This window comes from Pseudomonas yamanorum (assembly GCF_900105735.1).
GTDB lineage: Bacteria > Pseudomonadota > Gammaproteobacteria > Pseudomonadales > Pseudomonadaceae > Aquipseudomonas > Aquipseudomonas yamanorum.
Genome location: NZ_LT629793.1, coordinates 363471 through 384769 on the forward strand (window position 1 = coordinate 363471; position 21299 = coordinate 384769).

The 21299-nt window shown below is 60.7% G+C and carries 20 protein-coding genes; 10 read left to right on the forward strand and 10 right to left on the reverse strand.

All coding sequences use genetic code 11. The features are described 5' to 3' along the window. Positions 1–34 precede the first annotated feature (34 nt). Both BLU46_RS01740 and BLU46_RS01745 read left to right on the forward strand, forming a co-directional pair. Entirely contained in the window at positions 35–1282 is a 1248-nt protein-coding gene (locus BLU46_RS01740; RefSeq protein ID WP_063030848.1) for an OprD family porin, read from the forward strand. Between the two features lie 20 nt (positions 1283–1302). Next, on the forward strand, positions 1303–2913 hold the full coding sequence (locus BLU46_RS01745) for an argininosuccinate lyase (RefSeq protein WP_093197713.1): 1611 nt from the start codon (positions 1303–1305) through the stop codon (positions 2911–2913). Positions 2914–3051: 138 nt separating this feature from the next. Here the strand turns inward: BLU46_RS01745 and BLU46_RS01750 are convergent, their stop codons facing one another. Beyond that, a complete protein-coding gene (locus BLU46_RS01750) occupies positions 3052–4284 on the reverse strand; it encodes a cation:dicarboxylate symporter family transporter (protein WP_093197717.1) in 1233 nt (410 codons plus the stop codon). Positions 4285–4402: 118 nt separating this feature from the next. Between BLU46_RS01750 and BLU46_RS01755 the strand changes: the two genes are divergently transcribed. Beyond that, complete coding sequence (locus BLU46_RS01755; protein WP_093197722.1) at positions 4403–5317, forward strand: LysR family transcriptional regulator; 915 nt, start codon at positions 4403–4405, stop codon at positions 5315–5317. Here BLU46_RS01755 and BLU46_RS01760 read toward each other — a convergent pair. Beyond that, entirely contained in the window at positions 5302–6177 is an 876-nt protein-coding gene (locus BLU46_RS01760; protein ID WP_063030856.1) for a LysR family transcriptional regulator, read from the reverse strand. The genes BLU46_RS01755 and BLU46_RS01760 overlap by 16 nt on opposite strands. Positions 6178–6270: 93 nt before the next feature. Between BLU46_RS01760 and BLU46_RS01765 the strand changes: the two genes are divergently transcribed. After that, positions 6271–7296 carry an NADP-dependent oxidoreductase gene (locus BLU46_RS01765; protein ID WP_093197725.1) on the forward strand — a complete coding sequence of 342 codons (1026 nt, stop codon included), beginning with the start codon at positions 6271–6273 and terminating at the stop codon, positions 7294–7296. 4 nt (positions 7297–7300) lie between these two features. On the opposite strand, the gene BLU46_RS01770 is transcribed toward BLU46_RS01765, so the two are convergent. Then, complete coding sequence (locus tag BLU46_RS01770; protein WP_093210067.1) at positions 7301–7630, reverse strand: DHCW motif cupin fold protein; 330 nt, start codon at positions 7628–7630, stop codon at positions 7301–7303. A 140-nt stretch (positions 7631–7770) separates the two neighbouring features. Here BLU46_RS01770 and BLU46_RS01775 point away from each other — a divergent pair, with 140 nt between their 5' ends. After that, positions 7771–8259: an HIT family protein gene (locus BLU46_RS01775; protein ID WP_093197730.1), complete on the forward strand. Its 489-nt coding sequence runs from the start codon at positions 7771–7773 to the stop codon at positions 8257–8259. An 82-nt stretch (positions 8260–8341) separates the two neighbouring features. Here the strand turns inward: BLU46_RS01775 and BLU46_RS01780 are convergent, their stop codons facing one another. The 6 genes from BLU46_RS01780 to BLU46_RS01805 form a co-directional block, all read right to left on the reverse strand. Beyond that, entirely contained in the window at positions 8342–8818 is a 477-nt protein-coding gene (locus BLU46_RS01780; protein ID WP_093197735.1) for a GNAT family N-acetyltransferase, read from the reverse strand. Positions 8819–8835: 17 nt separating this feature from the next. Next, entirely contained in the window at positions 8836–9333 is a 498-nt protein-coding gene (locus tag BLU46_RS01785) for a GNAT family N-acetyltransferase (protein WP_157721256.1), read from the reverse strand. A 28-nt stretch (positions 9334–9361) separates the two neighbouring features. Beyond that, the gene (locus BLU46_RS01790; protein ID WP_093197740.1) at positions 9362–10852 is read right to left on the reverse strand and encodes an aldehyde dehydrogenase; all 1491 of its coding nucleotides are present in this window, start codon (positions 10850–10852) and stop codon (positions 9362–9364) included. A 39-nt stretch (positions 10853–10891) separates the two neighbouring features. Beyond that, positions 10892–12271 (reverse strand): APC family permease, encoded by a 1380-nt coding sequence (locus tag BLU46_RS01795; protein ID WP_093197745.1) that lies wholly within the window; start codon positions 12269–12271, stop codon positions 10892–10894. 120 nt (positions 12272–12391) lie between these two features. Beyond that, a complete protein-coding gene (locus tag BLU46_RS01800) occupies positions 12392–13774 on the reverse strand; it encodes an aspartate aminotransferase family protein (protein WP_093197749.1) in 1383 nt (460 codons plus the stop codon). A gap of 46 nt (positions 13775–13820) precedes the next feature. Then, positions 13821–14618 (reverse strand): helix-turn-helix transcriptional regulator, encoded by a 798-nt coding sequence (locus BLU46_RS01805; RefSeq protein ID WP_093210070.1) that lies wholly within the window; start codon positions 14616–14618, stop codon positions 13821–13823. Between the two features lie 195 nt (positions 14619–14813). Between BLU46_RS01805 and BLU46_RS01810 the strand changes: the two genes are divergently transcribed. The 4 genes from BLU46_RS01810 to argE are packed head-to-tail and all read left to right on the forward strand — an operon-like array spanning position 14814 to position 18416. Beyond that, a complete protein-coding gene (locus BLU46_RS01810) occupies positions 14814–16145 on the forward strand; it encodes a flavin-containing monooxygenase (RefSeq protein WP_408003259.1) in 1332 nt (443 codons plus the stop codon). A 24-nt stretch (positions 16146–16169) separates the two neighbouring features. Next, a complete protein-coding gene (locus BLU46_RS01815) occupies positions 16170–16580 on the forward strand; it encodes a RidA family protein (protein WP_026077677.1) in 411 nt (136 codons plus the stop codon). Between the two features lie 16 nt (positions 16581–16596). Beyond that, positions 16597–17274: a DUF1028 domain-containing protein gene (locus BLU46_RS01820; protein ID WP_093197759.1), complete on the forward strand. Its 678-nt coding sequence runs from the start codon at positions 16597–16599 to the stop codon at positions 17272–17274. Beyond that, entirely contained in the window at positions 17271–18416 is a 1146-nt protein-coding gene (gene argE / locus BLU46_RS01825; protein ID WP_093197762.1) for an acetylornithine deacetylase, read from the forward strand. Before BLU46_RS01820 ends, argE begins: the two co-directional genes overlap by 4 nt. A 132-nt stretch (positions 18417–18548) precedes the next feature. Here the strand turns inward: argE and BLU46_RS01830 are convergent, their stop codons facing one another. Beyond that, positions 18549–19460 carry a LysR substrate-binding domain-containing protein gene (locus tag BLU46_RS01830; RefSeq protein WP_063030880.1) on the reverse strand — a complete coding sequence of 304 codons (912 nt, stop codon included), beginning with the start codon at positions 19458–19460 and terminating at the stop codon, positions 18549–18551. Between the two features lie 251 nt (positions 19461–19711). On the opposite strand from BLU46_RS01830, the gene BLU46_RS01835 reads away from it, so the two are divergent. Beyond that, entirely contained in the window at positions 19712–21127 is a 1416-nt protein-coding gene (locus BLU46_RS01835; RefSeq protein WP_003210161.1) for a purine-cytosine permease family protein, read from the forward strand. Positions 21128–21299 lie beyond the last annotated feature (172 nt).

Here is a 21299-nt window from a genome sequence, read left to right on the forward strand (position 1 = left end):
TTCTAAAAATAAGCAGCAGACAACGGGAATAACAATGAAAAAATCCCCTATTACCCTGGGTTTGACTTCGGCCACCCTCGGTTTGACCCTCGCCTTCCCAACCTTTGCCGAAGCTGACTTTTTTGAAGACAGCAAGGCCGACCTCGAATTTCGCAACTTCTACTTCAACAGCGATTACCGCCAGCCCAACGCGAGCCAGTCCAAACGCGATGAGTGGGCCCAAGGGCTGATCCTCAATTACCAGTCGGGCTATACCGAAGGTTTGGTGGGATTCGGGATCGATGCCATCGGCTTGCAAGGCCTGAAACTCGACTCAAGCCCAGACCGCCAAAACACCGGCCTGCTTCCCGTCGGCGAGGATGGGGCTCCGGACAGCTACAGCCGAATGGGCGCCACCGCCAAGGCACGCATCTCCAAAAGCGTACTTAAATTCGGCACGCTGATCCCCAAGCTGCCCACCGTACTACCCAACGACGGTCGGCTGCTGCCCCAGACCTTTCGCGGCACCCAACTGACCAGCCAGGACATCGCCGGCCTGACCTTCGACGCCGGGCGCCTGACCAGCAACACCCTGCGTAACGACAGCGGCCATGCAGACATTGAAGTCGATGGCAAAGGCATCAAGGGCGCCGTGCCCAGCGATAAATTCGACTTCGCCAGTGCCAGCTACAGCTGGACCAAAACCCTCGTCACCGGCTACCACTACGCCAACCTCGAGAACAACTACAAGCAACACATCTTCAACCTGGTCCACACCCTGCCATTGGGTGACGCCCAGTCGTTCAAGACCGACCTGCGTTACGCCGACTCCAGCAAGGAAGGCAACAGCAACATCGACAACCAGGCCTTCGGCGCCAAGTTCACCTATAGCATCCAGGGCCACTCGTTCGGCGCCGCCTACCAGCGCATGAAAGGCACCACCGGCTTCCCCCACCTGGACGGTACCGACTCCTACCTCGTCAACTACGTGATGATCTCGCCGGACTTCGCCAACCCCGAGGAAAAGTCCTGGCAGGCCCGCTACGACTATGACTTCGCCGCCCTCGGCATCCCCGGCCTGACCTTCATGACCCGCTACCTCAAGGGTGACAACTTCGTGCGTACCCGAACCCTGGAAGGTACCGAGTGGGAGCGCAACACCGATATCGGCTACGTGTTTCAGAGCGGCGCCCTGAAGAACCTTGAAGTGAAATGGCGCAATGGCACGTATCGCAGCAATGGCAGCGGCAGCGATATCGACCAGAACCGCTTTATCGTCAGCTACACCCTGCCCTTGCTGTGATTTTTCCCGGAGCGTTGCACATGAATAACAAAAAAAGCCTGATCCACCTGGCCGTCGCCTTTGCCCTGTTGAGCAGTTACGGCGCCTACGCCGCCGACACCGGCGCGTTGCCCTGCAAAACCACCGAAGAATGCGCGGCCCAGGCGGCCAAAGTCGGGGCCACGCCGGGCTCCTCGCAAAGCGCCCACAAGGCCAAGGGCGACCCGACCCAAACCCAGTTCGCCTGGCTGAACCGCATCAACAAAGCCTCGATCGTGATGCTCACCGAAGAAGGCATCGTCAAGCCGGACATGGGCCACAAGATCGCCGGCGGCGTGCGCTTTGCCATCGACCAGGCCGACCAGCCCGATGGCAAGCGCCCGGAAGACGTGCTGCAACTGGAAAAAATCATGACCGACAAGATCGGTCCGGAAGCCTCCCTGATCCACTCCGGCCGCAGCCGCCAGGACATGCTCGCCACCTACCGCCTGGCCAAACTGCGCTCCCAGGTGCTGGCCTACAGCGACGCACTGAACGCCACCCGCCAACGTATCCTGAATATCGCCGACAAGAACATCGACACCCTGGTACCCGCCTACACCAACGGCGTGCAGGCCATGCCCATCAGCTATGCGCACTACCTGCTGGCGTTCGAAGCCGCATTTGATCGCGACGGCCAGCGCATTCGTGAACTCTATACCCGCCTCAACCTGAGCCCGATGGGCACCGCGGTACTGGCGAACTCCGCTTACCCGCTGAACCGCGAACGCCTGGCCGAGTTGCTGGGGTTCGACGGCGTGCGGGAAAACTCCCTGGATTCGAGCCAGGTGTCGACCTACGACATTCCGATCGAGGCGGCCAACCTGGCGGCGTCTTCGGCGATCCGTATCGGTGCGATGATTGGCGATATCCATACCCAGTACCATCAGATCCGCCCTTGGCTGCTGCTGGACGAAGAGTCCACCTACACCAGCAGCGCGATGCCACAAAAGCGCAACCCGGGGTTGTTGATGCGCACCCGGGAATCGGCCTCGGATGTGGTCGGCCTGGCGCAGACCGTGACGTTGCGCGCGCACAACGTCACCACCGGCATGACCGACTACAAGTTCGCGTTTGATTCACTGGGGCTGTTCCAGTCCACCGATGACATGTTCAAAAGCATGGATGCCGTGCTGGATGCGCTGCAGATCAACCCGCAGCGTGCGCTGGATGAGCTGGAGTCGGAGTGGACCACTTCGATGGAGTTGGCCGACACCCTGGAGCGTCAGTTCAAGGTGCCGTTCCGCATTGGTCACAGCTTCGCGTCGCTGATCGTCACCGAGGCGCGCAGCAACGGCACCACGCCAAAGACCTTCCCGTATGCAGACGCGCAGAAGCTGTACACCCAGGCGGCGGACAAATACAAATGGACGCCGAACACCTTGCCGCTGGATGAGGCGGGTTTCCGCGCGGCGCTGTCGCCGACGACGATGGTCAAGACCCGTAAAGGCACGGGTGGGCCGCAGCCGGAAGAGGTCAAGCGGATGTTGGTAGAAGCGCGGAAGAATCTCGACGCGGACCAGAGTTGGTTGAAGGAGCGTCGTGAGAAGCTGAAAGGTGCTGAGGGCAATCTGGACAAGGCCTTCGACAAGTTGCTCAACGCCAAGGGCTGAAATGCAATCTGAATGTGGGAGCGGGCTTGCTCGCGAAGGCGGTGTATCGGTTAGCAGATTTATTGGCTGACCCACCGCATTCGCGAGCAAGCCCGCTCCCACATTTGACCGAGTTTTGGCTTGGAAAGTGTGCTCGGCTCAGTGACTCAATTCCCGCTTCAACACCTCGCGATCAATCGACTTCTGCCACCCGCATATCGCCAGGCACGCCACACAATTGCCCAACACATTGGTCAACGACCGACACTTCATCAGCCGCTCCACTCCCAACAACAACCCCACCCCTTCCAGCGGCACCAGTTGCAGGATGTTCAAGGTGGCAATCAGGGTAAACAGCGCCGAGCCCGCCACACTGGTAGACCCCAGCGAAGTGAACAGGCAGATGACCAGCACCGCCAGCAATTCGGGAACGGCAATTTCCACCCCGGCCAGATGCGCCAGAAACATGATGGCGGTGGTCAGGTAAATATTGGTGCCGGCCAAGTTGAACGTATAGCCGGTGGTCAGCACCAACCGTACTAACTGGCGATCACAGCCCAGCGCTTCAAGTTTGCTGACACAACCGGGAAGTGCTGCCACTGATGAGCCGGTAAACGTCACCAACAACAACTCTTCTTTTAAATAAATAATTAACCGAGTCAATTTAACGCCGACCAGGCGCGCAATCGTCGCAAACACTAAAATCACGAAAACCGCGCACGCCAGGTAAATCACCACAATAAACTTCAACAGCGGTAAAACAGAACTTAAACCGTACTTCCCCACCACAAACGCCATCGCCCCAAAAGCCGCCAGCGGTGCAAATTTCAAGATAAAGCGCAATAGCAAGAACAGCCCGGCGACTGCTGCTTCCAACCAGCCGAGGCAGCGGTTGCCAACCTTGCCGCCACGCCCCAGCACCAGCCCGCACAGCACCGCCACCAGCATCACCTGAAGTACCAGACTCTGGGTAAAAACCCTGTAAAGACTGGATGAAATCGACGTCATGGACAGCTCATGCAGGAGCGCCTCCGGCGCAACAGGCGGCGTCAGGGGGTCAAAATCCAGGTTAGCCACTGCCGTGTGATCCAGGCTGAACAGCCACCCCGTCGACATTCCCAACACCAATGCGGCAAGGGACATCAGCTGGAAATACACCACGATGCGCCCGACTACATGCCGATGCTGAGGCTCGCGCTTGATACCCGCCACACCCGTTGACACCAACACAAACAACAGAAACGGCATCAGTAACCCGACCACTTTTATAAAAGCGTCGCTGAGCAGTTTCATTTCAACCGCCACGCCTGGATAAAACAGTCCCAACACCATACCAAGTGCAATGGCAATCAAAATAGGCAATGTGGCGTTATTGGAAAATCGGGATGACATCAATGCTCCAGGGTCTTTTTATTTATTGTTATTGTCGGATCAGGCCACTTTCGGCATATTGGTCGCCAAGGCGCATTCTGGCCACAAATAATAAAGTCTTGTCACGGGATATACCACCATGGAACTTCGCCATTTACGTTATTTCATCATGGTGGCCGAAGAGCGACATTTCACCCGCGCTGCCGCCCGCCTGAACATGCAGCAGCCGCCCCTCAGCCAACAGATTCGTGCCCTCGAACAAGAGCTGGGATTCGACCTGTTCAAGCGCCACCCCAAGGGCGTCGACCTGACCGCCGGTGGGATGGTGTTTCTCGAAGAGGCTCGGGCCATCCTCGCCCGCGTCGAACAAGGCTCCCTCAAGGCCGCCCGCGCCGCTCAAGGCATCGAGGGCACGCTGATCATCGCCTTCACCAGCTCCGCGGCTGCCCATCCGCTGATCCCGCGGATCATTCGCGCCTACCGCGAGCACTACCCGGGCGTGGAACTCTCGATCAACGAAGGCAGCGCCCGGGAAGTCACCGAAGACACCATCGAAAAACGCATCGACATCGGCATCCTCCGCGCCCCGGTCGGCGACCACCAAAGCCTGACCTTCCACCGCCTGCTCAACGAAGAAATGCTGCTGACCCTGCCCGTTGGCCACCCGCTGCTCAAGGGCCCCGAGCCAAAAATCACCATGACTGACCTCAAGGACGAACGCTTCATCCTCGTCCGCCGCCCCGGCGCGCCGGGGATGTACGCCAACCTGATCAAGGCCTGCCAGAACGCCGGCTTCGAGCCGAAGATCGCCTTTGAAGTGGAGCGCATGCTGACCAACGTCAGCCTGGTGGCCGCGGGTGAAGGCATCTCCGTGGTGCCCGCATCGATGCGCGATGTGCACCGCGAGAGCGTGGTGTATTGCCGGATCAGCGATGCACGGCCACGATTATTGGCGCCGATCACCTTGGTGCGGCGCACGTTCAATCCGTCGACGCCGTTGCAGAATTTCATTGGGCTGGCGCGGGAGTTGGCGGGGGTTTATCGCAAGGGTTGAGTCATCGCGTGAAAACTCTCGGTGAGCAGTTCCACCGCCGCGCGGATGCTGTCGCTTTGCCGTGGAACGGCGTACAGGCCGTAGTTGACACTCAAAATAGGCCCATCGCTTTCAGCCAAGGAAATGATGCGCATGGTCTCCGGCCGAATGTTCTCCGCCGGCAGCAAGGCCACACCCAGTCCACCCTCCACCGCTGCGGTGATTACGCCAATGTTCGGGCTGGTCACCGTGACCCGAAAATCCCGCCCGGCGTTCAGCAACGCATCAAACATCAAGCGCCGCCAGGCACAGGGTTCGGCATACACGATGACATCCAGCGGCAGCGCCGCATCGATTTCTTCATCAATCGCGCACACCCAGTACAGCTCGACGTTCCAGGCGTGCACAGGGTCGGCGTTGAACGATGAGCTGACGCCAATGGCCACATCCAGCTCGCCGTCATTCCAACGTTCGGCGAGCGCGTCGCCGTGGTCAACGACGACCTCCAGGTGCACATGCGGGCAGGCGCGCCGCAGCCGGCCGAGCGCTGCCGGCAACGCCGATACCGCCACGTCTTCCGAGAGCCCGACGCGCACATTGCCCATCACCGTGCGCTCTTTCAGGCGCGCTGCTACCGTCTCGCCCAAGGCCAGAATGCGCGTCGCGTAGGTGAGCAGCAGTTCCCCTTCGGTAGTGGGCACCACGCCCCGACCTGTTCTGCGCAACAGCCGCTGGCCTAGCAACTCTTCAAGCCGGCGGATTTGTGCGCTGAGGGCCGATTGCGCCCTGCCCGCCTGCAGGGCTGCGCCACTCAGGCTGCCGTGCTGGCATACCGAGATAAAGGTTCGTAGCAAATAGGGTTCAAACGCGTCGGATATCATGTTTGGATTAACTCTGAATCAACAGCTATCACCCTACCTCGATAGCTGGAGCATGACTACTCTGCTGGAACGTTATCAACCAGGAAGAGCCTCATGACCCAACTCCAGAACCAACGCATCGTACTGGCAGCCCGCCCCGACGGGCGCCCGCAACCCAGCGATTTTCGCGTGGAGTACAGCGCGATTCCCGTGCCTGCCGAAGGCGAAGTGTTGCTTGAGAACCTCTATCTGTCCCTCGACCCCTACATGCGCTGGCGCATGAGTGCAGCCAAATCCTATGCCGAGCCAGTGGGCATCGGCGAGGTGATGGTGGGCGGCACGGTCGCGCGGATCAAACACTCACGAAACCCATTGTGGCAAGAGGGCGACATGGTGCTTGCCTATGCCGGCTGGCAGCGTTTTGCGCTCTCGGACGGTCTCGATCTGCGGCTTCTGGATCCGGGCATGGCCCACCCCAGCACAGCGCTGGGAGTTCTTGGAATGCCGGGGTTCACCGCTTACTCGGGGTTGCTCACTATCGGCCAACCCAAGCCCGGTGACACCGTGGTAGTGGCGGCGGCGAGTGGCGCAGTGGGCTCGGTGGTCGGCCAGATCGCCCGCATCAAGGGCGCACGCGCCGTGGGTATCGCGGGCGGGCCGGAGAAATGCGCGTTCGTGAAAAATGAACTCGGGTTTGATGCCGTCATCGACCATCGCGCAGCGGATTTTGCCCAGCAGTTGGCCGAAGCCTGCCCCAATGGAATTGACGTTTACTTCGAAAATGTCTCGGGGGCGGTTTGGGATGCCGTGAGGCCGCTGCTCAATGACTTTGCGCGGATACCCGTATGTGGGTTGATCGCCCATTACAACGACAGCTCGGTGCCTGGGCAACAGGTCGACCGACTGCCGGCGACTATGCACGACATCCTCGCCAAGAGCCTCACCGTGCGCGGCTTTATCCAGACCGAGTTCGTTGACGAGCAGCAGGACGACTTTTTGCAGGAAGCCGCGCAGTGGATTGATCAGGGCAAGCTGAAGTGGCGCGAAGACATTGTCGAGGGCCTTGAGAATGCGCCTGAGGCGTTTATCGGGCAGCTGGAGGGGCGCAACTTCGGCAAGTTGATTGTGCGACTGGCTTGACGCCTCAATCCACCACGAACAACTTCGCCCCGACGGTAGTCGATGACCGATGCCCTTCCATGTCATTGCCCACCTGATAACTCATCCCGGCAGTCAGCGTGAACTGCCGGCCATCCTCCAGTTCGGTGTGCAGCTCACCTTCCAGGCACAGCAGGACATGCCCGCGCCAACACCAGTGATCGGCCAGGTAACCGGCGCTGTATTCGACCATGCGCACGCGGGTTGAGCCGAACTGGCAGGTGCGCCAATACGCACTGCCGGTTTCGCCGGGATGCAGCACCGGTTCGAGGGTCGACCAGTCGGTGGTGCCAAAGGGGATTGCGGTCAGGTCCATGATTGTCTCGGCGGTGAATGCAGGTGCACAGAACGTACCGAACAGGTGCGCACAGCGATAGAGACAGATCCGCAGCATTTGCGGGATACAGGGCGGTGACTCTTGGTATCCTGCCACCCTCCTCCCATGGGCGTATGTCGATGAAGATCGATCCATCCTTTGTTGTGCATGAGACCGAGCATTGGCTGCTCAATCATCACCTGTCGTCCGCGCTGCCGGGCTATTTGATGCTAGGTGCCAAGGCGTCTGTCCACTCACTTGCAGACATACCCGATGCAGCGCTCGCGGAGCTGGGCGGATTGCTGGCTAAAACCCAGCGGGTCATGGAAGCGCAGTTGAAGCCCAAGTGGCTTTACATCAGCCGGTTCGGGCATATGCCGGGCTTCCCGCTGCACTTTCATTTCATACCCGTTTATGGATGGGTTGAGGCGCTGTTCTGGCAGGATGAGCGCTATCGGGTTTTGCAGAATTTCGGGACGCAGCAGAAGGCAACCGACGGTGCGGAGCTGACGCTTTTTATCTGGCGCGAGTTTGGTGAGAGCCCTACGCCGCCGGCTGTTCAAGGCGCTTCGGTGAGCGAGGTGATCAGGTGTTTGCGTACGGAGTTCAATATCCAAGACGACACATGACCTGTGGCGAGGGAGCTTGCTCCCTCGCCACAGCAAGCTCCCTCACTACAGCAAGCTCTCTCGTCACAGGTTTTTGGGTGGGTCAGCGAACATTGTGGAGGTGTTTGCGCATAGGAATACAGGCCAGCCGCAACCCCGACGGCGAGTGGTAGATCGCCTGTTCATCGCCCACATACCCACACCGCCGATAAAAATCCGCCGCATTCAACGTCGCGTCCAGGATCACTTCCTTAATCCCCAACTCCCGCGCCAACGCCTCCAGATACACCAGCACCTGCTTGCCAATCCCACGCCCGGTAAACCCTGGAAGCACAAACAGCGCACCGATTTCGTTGTTCGCCAGATCCAGCATCCCTGTGGCCACAGGTTCACCGTTCACGCAGCCCAGGTAAAAAGGCTTGTCCATCAACGCGTCATAGCCGTCTTCGGCGGCGCCCCGGGTCCACACCATCATCTGCTCGGACGTATAGGCGCCGATGCATTGACTGCGTATGGCCAACCGGCGAATGTCGAAGGCTGTCTGTGCATCTTCCAGCGTGGCGCGTCGTATCTCGAGCATTTGTCCCTCCATGGACGTCAGGCGTTCTCGTCACCCGGTCGGGTAAACGAATAGCGGTCAATATCGGTCCTCAGCTGCCAGCCCTGGCCCTGCCAATAACGGGCGGCGCTGTCATTGGTCTTGAACACATCCAGGTGGCATTTGCGGATGCCCAACTGCGCAAGGCTGGTGAGGCAGCGTTCTACCAGCGCGTTCGCAATGCCCTGGCGCCGATACTCAGGCAGCACCAGCACATGCTGCAAATAACCGCGCCGGCCATCGTGCCCACACATCACGCATCCACCCAGCACCCCGTCGATCTCGGCCACGAAACTCATGCCGGGATTGCGCTCCAGGTAACGCGCGGTGGCCTCGCGGGAGTCGGCGTCGCGCAGGGAGATGCCAGGCGTGTTCTGCATCAGTTCAAGCACGGCGTCGTAGTCGGCGGCGCTCATTACGCGAAGAGTGACCATGGTATTCAAAACCCTCTGAGTTCGCGCTGAGTTTGCCTGCACTTGTGCCGGTCGCGCACGCATAAATACACGACCGGGTGACAGCCTTGAGTTAACGCAACTGAAACCAGGTGGTTTTCAGCTGCGTGTACTTGTCAAAAGCGTGCAGCGACAGATCACGCCCGAACCCGGATTGCTTGCCTCCACCGAAAGGCACCGACACATCCAGGGCGTCGATGGTGTTGACCGAAACCGTTCCGGCATTCAGGGCTCGGGCCACACGGTGCGCACGGTTGAGGTCATCACTCCATACCGAGGCCGCCAGGCCGTAGACACTGTCATTGGCCTGGTGTATCGCCTGCTCTTCCGTGTCGAAGGCGCTCACCGCAAGCACCGGGCCGAACACTTCATCACGGGACAGGGCCATGGCTCGGGTCACGCCGGCAAAAATGGTCGGCTGGATAAAGTTGGAGGAGCCATTGATGCTTAACTGTTTGCCACCACACAACAGCCTGGCGCCCTCCCCTCGGGCCTGGCTGATGGCGTGCATGATGCGTGCGGTTTGCTGACTGTCGACGATGGCACCGGCTGCACTGCTGGGGTCCAGCGGATCACCCGGCATCCAGGCGCGCGATTTGGCAATCAGGCGCTCGATGAATTCGTCATGGATGGAGCGTTGCACGTAGAGACGGGAGTTGGCCGAGCACACTTCGCCCTGGTTGAAAAAGATGCCGAAGGCGGCCTTCTCCGCAGCAAGGTCCAGGTCCTGGCAGTCCTCAAACACCAGGTTCGGGCTTTTGCCACCACATTCCAGCCACACCTGCTTAAGGTTGGACTGGGCGGAATACTGCATAAAATACTTGCCGACCTGAGTGGAGCCGGTGAACACCAGGCAATCCACGTCGGGGTGGAGCCCCAGGGCCTTGCCGGCACTTTCGCCGAGGCCGGGCACCACATTCAACACACCCTCCGGGATACCCGCTTCCAGGGCAAGCTGGGCCAGGCGCAGGGCAGAGAACGGCGACTGCTCAGCGGGCTTCAAGACCACGCTGTTACCGGCCGCCAATGCCGGTGCGAGTTTCCAGGCGGCCATATCAAGCGGGAAGTTCCACGGCACTACCGCCGCGATCACCCCCAGTGCTTCACGGGTGATGGTTGCCAACGCGTTGTGAGCAGTGGGCGCGACTTGATCGTAAAGTTTGTCGAGGGCTTCGCCGTACCAGGCAAACACATTGGCGGCGCCGGGTACGTCAACGTTGTAGGCATCCATTACCGGCTTGCCCATGTTCAGCGAATCGAGCAGCGCCAGCTCTTCGCGGTGGGTCATCAGTAACTCGGAGAGCCTGATCAGGATCTTCTTGCGCTCCACCGGCGGCATTCGCCGCCAAGGGCCAGTGTCGAAGGCCTGGCGTGCGCTGTGCACGGCCAGGTCGACTTCTGCGTCACCGCAGGCTGCAACCTGCGACAGCAACTGCTGGGTGGCCGGGTTGATCGCATCGAAGATCGCCCCCGATGCCGCGCTGACTGAGCGACCACCGATCAGGGCGGTGTTGATGAAGGTCTGGCGGGCAACACGCTGTTGCCAATAGTTAAGGTCGAACACGTTGTACTCCCAATAAATGGCGATGGATAAACGAGGGGTTCACTCGACGATCTGCAGTTCCGGCATCTTCACCCGCAGCCCCCGCGTGATGCCCAGCAGACACAGGAGCCCAAGCCCCATCCAGCACAGGCCGATGGTGAACGACAGACTGGATAGGCTGCTCCACAGCCAGATCGTGCTGAGGAACCCCAGCGCCGGCACAACGGCGTACAGCAGGTAGTTCTTCGTGCCGCGCAACTTCTGGTCGACCAGGTAATGCTTGATCACCGCCAGATTCACTGCCGAGAAGGCGAACAGCGCACCGAAGCTGATCATGTTGGCGACGGTATCCAGCGTGATGAACAAGGCAATCAGCGAGAACAGGCTGACCAGCACGATGGCCGTGGCGGGCACGCGTTTTTTCGTCACCAGCTTGCCGAGCACGCGGGGCAACGCGCCGTCACGGCCCATGGCGAACAACACCCGCGACACGCTGGCCTGGGAGACCATCGCCGAGGCGAAGCAACCGGCCACATAGGTCGCGGTAAAGGCGGTCACCAACAGTTCGCCGCCTACCCGGCGCATCACATCCACCGACGCGGAATCCGGGTCGACGAAGCTGTTCCATTCCGGGAACACCATTTGCGCGAAATACGAAACCAGCAGGAACAGCAGACCGCCGAACAGCGACACCACCATGATCGCCAACGGGATGGTGCGGCGCGGGTCGGGGGTTTCCTCGGCCATGGTCGACACCGCATCAAAGCCGAGAAAGGACAGGCACAACACCGCGGCACCCGCCATGATCAGCGGCGCGCTGAAGCCTTCATGGTGGAATGGCGCCATCAGCGACACGGGTGCGAACTGCTCGCTGAGGGTATGCACTGATAAAGCCACGAACACCACAATGAACACCAACTGGGCCACGATGAGTATCCAGTTGACCCGGGTGATGGACTCGATACCCACCAGGTTAAGCGTGGTCACCAGGGCAATCGAGCCGAGCACCCACACGGCGGTGGGCACTGCGGGGAAGTATTCGGACATGTAGATGCCGATCAGCAAATAGCTGAGCAATGGCAGGAAGATGTAGTCCAGCAACAGGGTCCACCCGGCGATGAAGCCGAAGTAGGCGCCAAACGCCTTGCGGGTGTAGGAGTAGACCGAGCCCGAATAGGGATGCGCCTGGACCATGCGTCCATAGCTGTAGGCCGTCAGCAGCATGGCGGCGAGAGTCAGCATGTAGGCGGTCGGCAAGTGGCCCTTGGTCATTTGGGTCACCAGGCCGTAGGTGGTAAACACCGCCAGCGGCACCATGTACGCCAGGCCGAACAGCACCAGCCCGACAAGACCCAGCGGCTGACGAAACCGACGGGACGAAGCGGTTTTGGGTGAGGGTTGATGAGCGGGTGTATCGGTCACGTTTGTTATTGTATTCATGGGTGACTCCTGGAATTGGGGATGCAGGCCGTCGCGGCATGCGATCACATCGATGCCGTTCAAGCGTTGCCTGATGGAGGTTGCGCACCACCCCTCGCCTGGGGTGGCGCGCTGGTCACTTCAGAGTTTTCCCGCGATCCGTGCGGTGCGATCTACGGCGATGCGGGTCTTTTCAACCAGCTCGTCCAGCTCAGTGCGCGTGGCCACCAGTGCCGGCGCCATGATCATGCGGCCCAGCGTCGAGCGAATGATTACGCCCTCTTCGAAACCAAAAGTGCGGCACTGCCAGGCCAGGTCGTTTTCATTGTCGAAGCGTTTGCGCGTGCTCTTGTCTTCGGCGAACTGCAAGGCCGCAAGCAGGCCCGTGCCCTGGATCTCGCCGATCATCGGATGATTGCCGAACACTTCCTGCAGGATTTTTTGCAGGTACGGCCCGGTGTCGTCCTTCACTTGGCGCACGATGCCTTCATCCCGCAGCGCCTTGAGGTTGGCCAGCGCCACCGCCGCCGCCACCGGGTGCCCGGAATAGGTCAGGCCGTGGGCGAACACGCCGCCGTGTTCCACCAGTGCATCGGCCATGCGCTTGCTCAGCACCAGGCCGCCCATTGGCAGGTAACCGGAGGTCAGGCCTTTGGCGATGGACAGGGTGTCCGGCTCAAAACCGAAGTGTTGATGGGCGAACCACTCGCCGGTACGGCCAAAGCCACCAATCACCTCATCGGCGCACAGCAGCACATCGTATTGACGGCAAATACGCTGGATCTCGGGCCAGTAGCTTTCCGGCGGAAAAATCATGCCGCCCGCGCCCTGGAATGGCTCGGCGATAAACCCGGCGACGTTTTCAGCGCCCAGCTCGAGGATTTTCTCTTCCAGCTGCAGGGCGCAGCGGCGGCCGAACTCGGCAGGCGTCAGCTCGCCGCCATGGGCGTACCAATAAGGTTCGTCAATGTGTGCCACGTCGGGAATCAGGCCGCCCATCTCGTGCATGAACTTCATGCCGCCCAGGGCAGACGCGGCCAGGGTGGAACCGTGATAGCCGTTCCAGCGACCGATCATGATTTTTTTCTGCGGCTGGCCGACCACTTGCCAGTAACGACGCACGGTACGGATCAACACTTCGTTGGCCTCGGAGCCGGAGTTGGTGTAGATCACGTGGCTGTAGTGGCCCGGCAACAGGCTGAAGAGCAACTCCGACAGCTCGATCACCGCCGGGTGGGTGGTGTGAAAGAACATGTTGTAGTACGCCAACTGGTCCATCTGCGAGGCAGCGGCAGCGGTCAAATCCCTGCGGCCATAGCCCAGCTGGGTGCACCACAGGCCCGACATGCCGTCCAGGTAACGCTTGCCTTCGCTGTCCCACAGGTAAAGGCCTTCACCGCGCACCATCACCCGCGGGCCTTCGGCATTCAACGCTTTTTGATCGACAAAGGCATGGATGTGGTGGGCCGCATCCGACTTCTGGTAGTCCTCGGTCAGGCGGTTCAGTTGGGCGGGTACGTTCATGGTATTTCTCTCTTATTAGTAGTGACGCAAGGGCGAGCAACGCCGCTCAGCGGTGCTTGCTCATGTAGCTTTCGAGGGGGTCTTTGCTCAGGACGCCCTGGGCTTCGGCCAACGAGTCGATAAACAAGGCAAACAGTTCTGATTGCGCGCCGATATCGAGCTTGGTGTAGATGTGTTTGCGGTGGGACTTGATGGTGTCTTCCGAGACGTCGAGGCGCTCGGCCAACGAGCGGGTGGAATGCCCACGCAGGATCAGTTGGGCGATCCGGCATTCACGCTCGGTCAATATCGACGAGCCGAAGTTGTTCAACGCCGAGTGAATGCGCTGCTCCAGCAGGTTCTCGAAACGCGCACCGTGGGCATCCAGGCCTACGAAATGCTTGCCCAGCACGGCCAGCACCCATGGGGCGATGCGCTTGAATTGCTGGGTGATGGCGGCGTCGAGCTTTTGCGTAAAGGCCAGTGACACCGCCAGGCTCGAGCCGTTGCTCGACTGCAGGATGTAGTTCAGCTCATCTTCCAGGTGCGAGTGCCGGTAAAACGACTGGAAGTATTCGCTGAGTTCGAAGTGATCGGGGGCGACGTCGGCCAGGTCGTAACACCCGGAGCTGACGCCTTCCACGCAGGCCCCGTAAAACGGGTCGAGCAAATAGAACCCCGACAGGTACTGGCGCACATTGCCTTGTGGCAACCACGGCCCTTCCAGCTCGAACAACGCGCTGGGCATGCCACCTCGCGGGTAGAAATACAGCGTCGTGGCCTGAATCGGCTGGAGATAACCGAGGGCCTCGAATAAGGTCGCGGCGAACCCCGATTGCCCGATGCTGTCGGTCACCCGGGCCATCTGTTCGAACCATTGCGCAGAAGAAAGCCGGTCGTTTTCCACTTCAAACACTCGCTGAAAGAACTGCCAGGATGGTTACACACCCGCCCCATCCTCGAAATCACCCGATAGGGTGAGCCTGCATCCGATATTTATGCTCACTTCCCAGCTTAATAATATTTTATTTAAAACCGCCCTCCCCCTAGCCTTGAAGCCATGCCCAAGCTGAATCCAACTGCATTACGCAAGGACAGACACATGACTCAAGCAATAACAAAAACAGACACGCTGGTAGTGGGAGCCGGTCAGGCTGGCGTCGCCATGAGCGAGCACCTGAGCAAACAAGGCGTGCCGCACCTGGTGCTGGAGCGCAGCCGTATCGCCGAGCGCTGGCGCACCGGCCGCTGGGATTCGCTGGTCGCCAACGGCCCGGCCTGGCATGACCGTTTTCCGGGCCTGGCTTTCGATAACGTCGCCCCCGATGGCTTTGCGACGAAAGAGCGCGTGGCAGACTACTTCGAAGCCTATGCACGCAAGTTCAATGCGCCGATTCGCACCGGCGTGGACGTGACCTCCGTCATGCGCAATGTCGGTCGTCCGGGCTTTACCATCCACACCAGCGAAGGCGTGATCGAAGCCAACCGCGTGGTGGCGGCCACCGGGCCGTTCCAGAAGCCGGTGATTCCGGCGATTGCGCCTCAAGACAGCGCGCTGCACCAGATCCACTCCGCCGACTACCGCAACCCCGCGCAACTGCCGGCTGGCGCCGTGCTGGTTGTGGGCGCCGGTTCCTCCGGGGTGCAGATCGCCGACGAACTGCAACGCTCCGGGCGCCAGGTGTACCTGTCGGTCGGTGCCCACGACCGCCCACCACGTGCCTATCGCAACCGCGATTTCTGCTGGTGGCTGGGAGTGCTGGGCGAGTGGGACCAGGCCGCGATGAAACCCGGCCGCGAACACGTGACCATCGCGGTGAGCGGCGCCCACGGCGGCAAGACCATCGATTTCCGCGAGCTCGCCCAGCAAGGCATGACCCTGGTCGGCCTGACCCAATCCTTCGACGGCAGCGTCGCTCGCTTCCAACCTAATCTGGTGGAAAACCTGGCCCGCGGCGATGAGAACTACCTGGCCCTGCTGGATGCGGCGGATGCCTACATCGAACGCAACGGCCTCGACCTGCCGGTAGAGCCCGAAGCGCGCCGCGTGTTTCCCGATGCCGAGTGCATCAAGCAGCCAATTCTGGAACTGGACCTGGCGAAGGCCGGCATCACCTCAATCATCTGGGCCACCGGCTTTGCCGTGGATTACAGCTGGCTGAAGGTCGATGCATTTGACGCCGCCGGCAAGCCGCAGCACCAGCGCGGCGTGGCCAGCGAGTCGGGCATCTACTTCCTTGGTTTGCCATGGCAGTCGCGCCGGGGCTCGTCGTTTATCTGGGGCGTGTGGCATGACGCCAAGTACGTGGCTGACCATATCGCCATCCAGCGCCAATACCTTGAATACCGCGAGCCCGCACCGGTTGTTCACACCTCACCTGTCAGCGCCTGATCACTTTTTTCTGGAGTTTTTTTGATGCCTACTCACACTCGCATCCGCATGTTCAACACCAAGGAAACCTACCCCAACCAGAGCCTGGACAACGACCTGTGCCAGGCCGTACGCGCCGGCAACACGGTGTATGTACGGGGCCAGGTGGGCACTGATTTCGACGGCAAGCTGGTGGGCCTCGGCGACCCGCGCGCCCAGGCCGAACAGGCCATGCGCAACGTCAAGCAACTGCTGGAAGAAGCCGGCAGCGACCTGAGCCACATCGTCAAGACCACCACCTACCTGATCGACCCGCGCTACCGCGAGCCGGTGTACCAGGAAGTCGGCAAGTGGCTCAAGGGCGTGTTCCCGATCTCCACCGGGTTAGTGGTTTCGGCCCTGGGCCAGCCACAGTGGCTGATGGAAATCGACGTGATTGCCGTCATCCCCGAGTAACCCAAGGAGGCACGACATGACCTTTTCAATCGTCGCCCGCTGCGCGGAAACCGGCCAGATGGGCATTGCCATCAGCTCATCGAGCATCGCCGTGGGCGCCCGTTGCCCGTGGCTGCGGCCCGGTGTGGGTGCGGTCTCGACCCAAAATATCACCCTGCCGGCCCTGGGCCCGGATGTACTCGACCTGCTGGAGCAAGGCCTGGCCCCTGCCGACGCGGTGGACAAGGCGCTCACCCGCAACGGCTACAGCCAATACCGGCAACTGACGGCGATTGATCACCTGGGGCGCACCGTGCATTTCAGCGGCAGCGAAACCCTCGGCACCCATAACGCGGTGTCGGGTGAACAGTGCGTCGCGGCCGGCAATATGCTCGCGGACCGCTCGGTGATCCAGGCCATGGTCACCGCATTTGAACAGGGCGAAGGCCAACTCACCGATCGCCTGCTGGCCGCGATGCACGCAGCCATCGCCGCCGGTGGCGAAGCCGGCCCGGTGCATTCGGCAGCCGTGGTAGTGGTGGGTGAACTGACCTGGCCGATCATCAACCTGCGGGTGGATTGGGCCGATGAGAACCCGATTGGCGAACTGCAAAAGTTGTGGGACGCCTACCGCCCGCAGGTGCAGGACTACATCGACCGCGCCCTGGCCCCGGACCGCTCACCGGGCTACGGCGTGGCCGGAGACGACCGATGAGCAACAGCCGCGAATTGCTGCAGACGCTGGTGGGGTTTGATACCACCAGCCGCGAGTCCAACCTGCAATTGATCGAGTACGTACGCGAATACCTGGCGGGGTTCGGCGTCGCCAGCGAACTGATCTACAACGATGAACGCAGCAAAGCCAATCTGTTCGCCACCATCGGCCCGGCGCAAGTGCCCGGGATCGTGCTGTCGGGGCACACCGACGTGGTGCCGGTGGACGGGCAACCCTGGACGCTGCCCGCGTTTGCCCTGACCGAGCGCGACGGCAAGTTGTATGGCCGGGGCACGGCGGACATGAAGGGCTACATCGCCTGCGTGCTCGCGCTGGTGCCGTCGCTGGTGAACGCAGACCTGCGGATGCCGGTGCATATCGCCTTGTCCTATGACGAGGAAGTCGGCTGCCTTGGGGTGCGTTCGCTGCTCAAGGTACTGGAGCAATGGTCGGTGAAACCGCTGCTGTGCATTATCGGCGAGCCTACCGAGTTGAAGCCGGTGCTGGGCCATAAAGGCAAGCTCGCCATGCGCTGCGAAGTGCATGGCGAGGCGTGCCATTCGGCGTATGCGCCTCAGGGCGTGAATGCGATCGAGTATGCGGCGGAGTTGATTGGTGAGCTGGGGCGAATTGGCCAGCGCCTCAAGGTGCATCAGGACGAGCGCTTTGACCCGCCGTTCAGCACCGTGCAAACCGGGGTGATTTCCGGGGGCAAGGCGCTGAATATCGTCCCGGCGGATTGCCGCTTCGACTTTGAAGTGCGCGCCCTGCCGTCGATGGACCCGGGTGAAGTGGCCGAGGAGCTGCAAACCTATGCGATGCAGCAGGTGTTGCCGCGCATGCAGGCGGTGAGCCGGCAGAGTGCGATTCGCTTCAGTGAATTGTCGGCGTACCCGGGGCTGGCCACCGATCAGCGTAGCCAGGCGGCGGAGCTGATTGCGGCGTTTTGCGGCTCGCGGGAATTTGGCACCGTGGCGTTCGGAACTGAGGGTGGGTTGTTTGATGCGGCGGGCATTCCCACCGTGGTGTGCGGGCCCGGGAGCATGGACCAGGGGCATAAGCCGGATGAGTTTGTGAGTGTGGAGCAACTGAAGGGTTGCGATGAAATGCTGCAGCGAATGTTGCTTTCGATCCGTACCTGATTCCCCAAGCAGTACAAATCAACTGTGGGAGCCGGGCTTGCCCGCGATGGCGGTGGATCAGTTGGCCTATTTGCTGGCTGACACACCGCCATCGCGGGCAAGCCCGGCTCCCACATTTTTTTGCTCTGTGTTTTACCCAAGTAACCGCGCCAGCTCTTCCCGGCAATACTCCACAAACAACTGCACCGGCTTGGTCAACGGCGCCCGCCGCAACCACACTGCCGACAACCCCGAACCCGTCACCGTCTCCGCCAACGGCACACACACCAGCTTCTGCCCGTCATAGGAATACGGCGAAAACGGCTTGGTCACCAGAATCGAAAAGCCAAACCCGCGCCCCACCATCCCGCGCACCATCTCGATCGACGGCGAACTGAAGACAATATTCGGCGTCAGCCCACGCTCCTCAAAGATGCTCACGAAGTACGTCCGGCTCGGAAGCACATCCAGCAGAATCATCGGCTCCAGCACCAAATCCGCCAGTGACACCTTGGCCTGCTGCGCAAACCGGTGATCCGCCGGTAACAACGCATAGGGTTGCTGCGGCGGCATCAGCGGTGTGGTCTCGATGGCGCTGCCCAGGTCATGCTCAAACAGCATCGCCACGTCGATACTGCCGGCGGTCAGCGCCTGCACCAGCTCCTGCTGTTCGCCGTCCCGCAGGCGGATTTCCACCCCCGGCCAGCGCTGCTTGAAGCCTGCAATCAAACGCGGCAAATACAGCGGCGCCACCGTCTCGAAGCAGCCGATATCGATCTGCCCCGCCACCACGTCGTTGTCTGCCAGCGCGTTCTGCTCGAATTCATGGGCTACCCGCAGCAGCTCCAGGGCCTTGCGATAGAACCGTGCACCACTGGGCGTCAGCGACACCCCTTGGGCGTGATGGCGGATAAACAACTGCACGCCAAAGCTGTCTTCCAGCTGCTTGATGGCCGTCGACACCGACGGTTGCGCGATATAGAGCTTGCGCGAGGCCTCTGCCACGCTGCCGCACTCGGCGGTGGTTACAAAATATTTGAGCTGGCGCAGGTTATAGGCAGCCATCGGGACCTCCAGAAACGTGGGAATTCGCCCCAAACAAGTGCAAGAAAAAGCCGCTTTTTTTGACGATTCAAGTCCATGCAACATACCGGAGCGAAAATCGCCGCGAGATATTATTTTTAAGGTCTATAGCAACAAACTTACTAATTTACCTACCCGTGACCATTGCACATGATCACTCCAACAACAAAAGCGACGCACACGCGCCGCCCAGCGAAGTACGTCAACGTACTCACCTTGCCTTGGAGCTCGTCATGGTTACCACTGCAACATCCTCCGCCCCGCTTATCGAAAAACACACGATTGGATACGTGCCCCCGGAAGATCGCCACGGAAAGGTAAGAGACTTGTTCACCCTGTGGTTCGGCGGCAACATCGCGCCGTTGCCCATCGTCACCGGCGCGCTGGCCGTGCAACTGTTCGGCTTGAACCTGGTGTGGGGCATCATCGCCATCCTCGTCGGCCACCTCGTCGGCGGCGTGCTGATGGCATTGCACTCGGCCCAAGGCCCACAAATGGGCATCCCGCAAATGATCCAGAGCCGCGCCCAGTTCGGCTCCCTCGGCGCACTGCTGGTGGTGGTGATCGCCGGCGTGATGTACATCGGCTTCTTCGCCTCCAACATCGTACTGGCGGGCAAATCCCTGCACGGCGTCGTCGACGCGATCCCGGTGCCAGTGGGCATCGTCATCGGCGCCATCGGCTCGGGGATCATCGGCATCATCGGCTACCGCTTCATCCACGTGCTCAACCGCATCGGCACCTGGGTGCTGGGCGCGGGCATCGTGCTGGGTTTCGGCTACATCTTCACCCATGTGCAGACGGCCGACTTCCTGACGCGCGGCAACTTCAACATCTCCGGCTGGCTGGCCACCGTGTCGCTGGCTGCGCTGTGGCAGATCGCGTTTGCACCGTATGTGTCTGACTACTCCCGCTACCTGCCGGCGGATGTGCCGGTGGCGTCGACCTTCTGGACCACCTATCTGGGCACCGTGCTCGGTTCCAGCCTGTCGTTCATCTTCGGTGCGGTTGCGGTACTCGCCACGCCGGTGGGAATGGACACCATGGACGCGGTCAAACTGGCGACCGGCTCCATTGGCCCGCTGATGCTGTTGCTGTTCCTGCTCAGCGTGATCAGTCATAACGCCCTTAACCTGTACGGCGCCGTGCTGTCGTTGATCACCCTGGTACAGACCTTTGCCTACCGCTGGATCCCCACCGCCAAGGCGCGCGCCGTGATCTCGGTGCTGGTGTTGGCCGCGTGTTCGATTGCGGCGGTGTTTGCGTCGAAGGATTTTATCGGGCACTTCGTGGACATGGTGCTGGTGCTGCTGGTGGTACTGGTGCCGTGGACGGCGATCAACCTGATCGACTTCTATGCGATTCATAAGGGCAAGTACGACATCGGTTCGATCTTTCGGGTCGACGGCGGGATTTACGGGCGGTACAACCCTCAGGCGCTGGTGGCCTATGCGGTGGGGATTGTGGTGCAGATTCCGTTTATGAATACGCCGCTGTATGTCGGGCCGATTTCGGCACACATCAACGGGGCGGATTTGTCGTGGTTGGTGGGGTTGGTGGTGACGTCACCGTTGTATTTCTGGTTGGCGAGTCGGGACAGTGCGTATAAGCGCCGGTTGGAGGGGGGGAAGTTGGTGGGTGGGGTTTAATAGAGCCCGGCTCAGTTATGAGAAAACCCGCATTAGCGGGTTTTCTAGTTATAGGGCTTGGCGAGTCTTGGTGGTGTCAGCAAGGCCGCCATCGCGGCCTCGCTAAAGCTCGACGGCTCCAACAGGGGGGCGGGGGTGTTAGTGGGTTTTGTGTTCGGCGGTGCTGTCGGGG